Here is a 5,429-nt window from a genome sequence, read left to right as displayed (position 1 = left end):
GTCCAGGAGGCTCTCAAAGGGGCATAGGACCTCAGCCATTCGCCCCGTTTCCAAAAGACTCGGCCTCGGAAAGTAGCCACTGCACGAACGCGTCGACCTCCGGCTGATCCCGGGCAGATCTCACGTACACGATGTGATAAGCCTCCTGGGCATTGACCGACAGCGGAACCAGGCGGCCGCTTTCGATTACCGGTGCTGCGTTCCTCTCCCTCCGGCGCGGACGCGGGAGGGAAAACACCCGTGGAAGAAGGAACGCTCATCTACGCCGCGCGCATTGAGCGATCGGGTGGTGCGCATTCGCCTCTGTCCAAGGGAAATGGCGGGGGTCGCGCAATGCCTAGGGGTCTTCACGGTGGAAATGCCCTCGAGCCTGGACAGCGGCGGCATCGGCTGTGCGCCGCTCACTCGAGAGGGTGCGATGACCCAGTGATCGGCGGCGCTCCCCACGACGATCTGGTCTACAAAGTTTTTTCCTGTTAGGAGGAAGGCGCACGAGCACGGTGCCGGTCGAATGACATGGGCGCGTCCTGGTGCCGGTGCGTGACACTCAGCCGTCCCGAGGCGAGAAACGCCATCGAGCGGCGGATGCACCGTCGCTTGGTCGAGCTATGGCGCGAGTTCGGCGAAAGCGGGGAGTTGGACGTGGCGGTGATCACAGGTAGCGGAGAGGCGTTCTGCGCCGGCATGGACTTTAAGACCTTCGCTCCCGAGTACGTGGGGGCGCACATGCCGCAGGCGCTCGACCTCGTTCCCATGGGCCTGGGTGGCATCACCTGCGGCATGCATTGGCTGCGCAGTCCATCGTCGCGGCGGTGAACGGGTGGCCGTTGCCGCCGGGCTCGCGCTGGCGCTGGCAGCGAACATCCGCATTGCCTCAGAGGGCGCCATATTCGGCTCTTTCGAAGCCCGCCCGCCGGGGATTCCATCATGGAGACGGCGGCATTGCGCGGCTGGTCAACCTCTGCGGCGCGGGCTTCGCCATGGAGATGGTGTTCACCGCGGAGCCGGTGGACGCAAGCTGCGCCCTGCGGTCGGGCTCGTCTCTCGGGGCGTCCCCCACGAGGCGCTCATGGACCAGGCGTTCGCCGTCGCTCAGAGCATCCTGCGCAACGACCAGGAGGCGCTGCGCTCGGCCAAGACCACGGTGCTGGAGATGATCGGGCGTGGCCTCGACGATCAGCTCCGCATCGGGGCAGTCAGCGGCTACAGTCGGATGGCCTCGGGGAAGGCGATGGGACAGCGGCTGCGGCAGTTCTACGAAAAAACTGATCCGCTGAAGGGGGCGTCCAGTCCAGCAGGAGCGGTGGATCGCTTTCGGGGAAGGGGATGGGGCCGCCCGCGCCGCAACCACCGAGCATGGGATAGGCCGCGCCTCTGCCTGGGCCACGGCGATCGCTTACGGGACGCTCTTGCCGTCAGGGCGACCCCCTCGTCGCGTCCATGTCGACCAGGGGGAGTCCTGGCCGATCCAGGACGAAGCCCTCGGGCGCGCGCACCACGAGATCCTGACTCGAAGCGTCCAGGGTGATCCACAGCTCTACGGACGAGCATCGGACGATGCAGCCGCTTCCATCCCGGATTGCGAGAAGCTGCCCTTTGGCGAGATGCACCACCCGGTGGTCGAAGGGGATCGCAACCGCAGGGACGCAATGAACATCCCGAGTCCCGAAAAGGGGAAAGAGCCCCGGCAGCCAGCGACGCAGGCGATCCGCGAGACGGCAGCCCGCGGGTCGAAAAGCGACATGAATAGGACGGAGCATGGGCTGGTCGCGCAATCGACAGGCTCATTCTAGAAGGCCTTCGAGATCTCGCGAGTGAAGGTTTTTCAGCGATCGAAGAAGCGGATTGGCCGGACGTGTGTCCCTGCCGCAGTCTGCCGACGGACGAGAGAAGAAATGCGTTCGGCTTATCGGGCCGCCCGTTCGGCCACGACCGTTGGGCTTGTAGCCGCACCGTTCCGCGCCCGGATCCTGGGATGGCGGAAGGCGGCGCAGCCGATATAGGGCAGTCTCTACCGCGCCGCAGGATGAACGCCCTTTATAATTTCCCTTTCCCGAGCGACCGGTAGCGAACGGTACATCCCATGGCTCAGTATGTCTATACCATGCTGCGGGTGAGCAAGGTGGTTCCCCCCCAACGCATGATCCTCAAGGACATTTCCCTCTCCTTCCTGCCCGGCGCCAAGATCGGCGTCCTGGGCCTGAACGGCTCGGGCAAGTCCACCCTGCTCAGGATTATGGCGGGCGTGGACCGGGAGTACGAGGGGGAAGCGATCCCCATGCCGGGCATCAAGATCGGCTTCCTGCCCCAGGAGCCCACGCTGGATCCGTCCAAGGACGTGCGCGGCAATGTGGAAGAAGGCGTGGCGGACATTCTCGCCCTGATCCATCGCTTCAACGCCATTTCGGAGCGCTTCGCCGAGCCCCTCGACGAGGAGGAAATGGCCCAGCTGCTGGAAGAGCAGGGGGAGCTGCAGAACAGAATCGACGCGGCCCAAGGCTGGGAGGTGGAGCGGCGCCTGGAAATCGCCGCCGATGCCCTGCGCCTGCCCCCCTGGGACGCAGACGTGACTACCCTCTCCGGAGGGGAAAAGCGCCGAGTCGCTCTGTGCCGGCTCCTCCTGTCCCAACCGGACATGCTCCTGCTTGACGAGCCCACCAACCATCTGGATGCGCTTTCCGTGCAATGGCTGGAGCAGTACCTGGAGCGCTACCCGGGTACGGTGGTGGCGGTGACCCACGACCGCTACTTCCTGGACAACGTGGCCGGATGGATCCTGGAGCTCGACCGGGGTCAGGGCATCCCGTGGCAGGGTAACTATTCATCATGGCTCGAGCAGAAAGAGAAGCGTCTAGAACTCGAGGCTCGCCAGGAGGCGGCGCGGATTAAGGCCATGCAGGCAGAGCTGGAATGGGTGCGTTCGAGCCCCAAGGGACGCCACGCCAAGAGCAAGGCGCGGCTCGCCCGCTTTCACGAGCTTCAGTCCCAGGAATACCAGAAGCGCAACGAAACCAATGAAATCTATATCCCACCGGGGCCCCGGCTGGGCGATTTGGTGATCGAGGCGCAAGGCTTGAAGAAATCCTACGGCGATCGGCTCCTGTTCGAGGCGCTGAGCTTTCGCCTCCCGCCGGGCGGCATCGTGGGGGTGATCGGCCCGAACGGGGCGGGCAAAACCACGCTTTTTCGCATCCTAGTGGGAGAGGAGCGGCCCGACGGAGGGACGCTGCGCATCGGCGACACGGTCAAACTCGCCTACGTGGACCAGTCCCGGGAAGCCTTGGACCCGAGCAAGACCGTGTGGGAGGAGGTCTCGGGAGGGCTGGACATGGTCCAGGTGGGCGGATACCAGATCCCGAGCAGGGCCTACCTGGGGCGGTTCAACTTCAGGGGCGCGGATCAGCAAAAGCGGGTGGGAGAGCTCTCGGGCGGTGAGCGCAACCGGCTGCATCTCGCCAAGCTGCTCAAGAGCGGCGGTAACGTGTTGCTCTTGGACGAGCCCACCAACGATCTGGACGTGGAGACCTTGCGCGCTCTGGAGCAGGCGTTGCTCGATTTCCCAGGGTGCGCAGTGGTGATTTCCCACGACCGCTGGTTCCTGGACCGGATCGCCACCCACATCCTCGCTTTCGAAGGGGAGAGCCGGGTGGTGTGGTTCGAGGGCAACTACGCCGACTATTTGGAAGACCGGCGCCGGCGGCTAGGGGAGGAGGCCGATCGGCCACATCGGATCAGGTACAAGCCGCTGATGGCCTAGTGCCCGGTCTCGCCCGGGAGTTTCAGAATGAGTCCCCCGAGTGGGGCGAAGCCTCATCGGATCGGCGCCTTGCTGTGGGAAGGGCGAAAGCGTGGTGGATCCCGGCGCCTGACACGGGGGTTCCGCCACAGACAAGCCCCTTGCCGTCCGCGGGCGGCACCAGGGGGCTTCGACCGCTGCGCGAGGGCCTCTCTAGCCAGGCTCCCCGCCATTGCCGGGTAGTTCGCGCTAGCCCCTGCCGATGAAAGGCATCTTGGTGGCCATAAGGGTCATGAACTGCACGTTGGCGGAGAGCGGCAAGCTGGCCATGTAGAGCACGGCGTTTGCCACGTGGGCGAGGTCCAGGAGGGGCTCGGGCTTAACCGAGCCGTCCGCCTGCAACGCGCCCTGGGCGAACTTGGCGGCCATGTCGGTGGCGGCGTTGCCGATGTCGATCTGGCCGCAGGCGATGTCGTATTTGCGCCCGTCCAGGGAGGTGGATTTGGTCAGCCCCGTGATGGCGTGCTTAGTGGCGGTGTAGGCAGCCGAGTGGGGCCGGGGGGCGTGGGCTGAGATGGAGCCGTTGTTGATGATGCGGCCGCCCCGCGGCGTCTGATTTTTCATGAGGTTGAACGCTTCCTGGGTGCAGAGGAAGGCTCCGGTCAGGTTGACGTCTACCGAAGCTTTCCAGTGCTCGAAGGGGATGTCCTCCAGCGAAGCCCCCGGCACGAAGACCCCGGCGTTGTTGAACAGCAGGTCCAGCCGCCCGAAAACCTCCCGAACCCGGGCGAATAGGTGGCGCACCGAGGCCGGATCGCTCACATCAGTGGGCACGACCAGGGCCCGAGAGGCGGCGGCGCCGGCTTCGGCGACGACCTCCTCGAGGGGTTGCCGCCGGCGTCCCGCCAAAGCGACCCGGTAGCCCTCCTGGAGCAGCGCGAGAGTTACCGCTTTCCCGATACCGGTGCCGGCGCCGGTCACCACTGCCGCTTTAGGCAGAGCGCTCATGGTCAATACTCCAAAGCTGAACCTGAAAGGGGCGAATCCGCCCGCGGTCCGGCGGGCGTTTTATGGTAACCCAGGGCATCCGCCTGGAGGAGACGTCGTCTTTCCTGCGGCATCGAAAAAGGGTGTTCGAGCCCGTCAGAGCCGCCGGGCTTCGCGCAAGCTCGCGCGCCAGTAAGGGGCGTCCAGGCGGTCTACCCGTACTCGGCCGCCGGTGGAGGGGGCATGCACGAAGCGGCCCCCGCCCAGGTAAATACCCACGTGGGAGGCCCTTCTACCCTCCTGGTCGAAGAAAATCAGGTCGCCTGGGGCGAGCGCCTCCGTTCCGACCGGCTGGCCTGCCTGAAGAAGGGATCGGGTCTCTCGGGGTACGGATCGACCGGCGCGCAGAAAGCTGTAGTGGACGAGCCCGCTGCAGTCGAATCCGTCCGGTCCGGCGCCCCCCGCCCGGTACGGCCGACCCACCATGGCCAGGGCATGGCGGACAACTCTCATGGCATGGTGGGCGGCCGCTTCGGCTTCCACAGAAATTTCTCCGGCCCGCTCGATCATCGCCGCAACGGCGCCGTTGGTTTCCTGGGCCTGGCCCGTCGGTCCGGAAGGCGTGGGGTTTGCCTCTTCCGTAGGAAAGGGGGCGACGGGGGGCACCATCGGCGGCCGGGGCAGGGGCGCACTGGCGCAGCCACTC

5 protein-coding genes are annotated in these 5,429 nt (G+C 65.7%); 2 read left to right on the top strand and 3 right to left on the bottom strand.

The window, feature by feature from the left end:
• Nucleotides 1–585 precede the first annotated feature (585 nt).
• Nucleotides 586–816, top strand: coding sequence for a hypothetical protein (locus V7Q81_RS14295; protein WP_442954849.1), 231 nt, complete (start codon nt 586–588; stop codon nt 814–816).
• A gap of 599 nt (nt 817–1,415) precedes the next feature.
• On the opposite strand, the gene V7Q81_RS16135 is transcribed toward V7Q81_RS14295, so the two are convergent.
• Nucleotides 1,416–1,760, bottom strand: coding sequence for a DUF2917 domain-containing protein (locus tag V7Q81_RS16135; protein WP_442954848.1), 345 nt, complete (start codon nt 1,758–1,760; stop codon nt 1,416–1,418).
• 323 nt (nt 1,761–2,083) lie between these two features.
• Here V7Q81_RS16135 and ettA point away from each other — a divergent pair, with 323 nt between their 5' ends.
• Nucleotides 2,084–3,757 (top strand): energy-dependent translational throttle protein EttA, encoded by a 1,674-nt coding sequence (ettA, locus tag V7Q81_RS14290; protein WP_333844580.1) that lies wholly within the window; start codon nt 2,084–2,086, stop codon nt 3,755–3,757.
• A gap of 228 nt (nt 3,758–3,985) precedes the next feature.
• On the opposite strand, the gene V7Q81_RS14285 is transcribed toward ettA, so the two are convergent.
• Both V7Q81_RS14285 and V7Q81_RS14280 read right to left on the bottom strand, forming a co-directional pair.
• A complete protein-coding gene (locus V7Q81_RS14285) occupies nt 3,986–4,744 on the bottom strand; it encodes an SDR family oxidoreductase (protein WP_333844578.1) in 759 nt (252 codons plus the stop codon).
• Between the two features lie 135 nt (nt 4,745–4,879).
• Nucleotides 4,880–5,429: C40 family peptidase (locus V7Q81_RS14280; protein WP_333844577.1), on the bottom strand; the 550-nt coding region annotated here is incomplete at its 5' end.

It is taken from the genome of Pelomicrobium sp., from assembly GCF_036803785.1.
In the GTDB taxonomy this organism is placed as follows: Bacteria; Pseudomonadota; Gammaproteobacteria; order Burkholderiales; family UBA6910; genus Pelomicrobium.
This window is presented reverse-complemented; position numbering and strand designations above follow the sequence as displayed.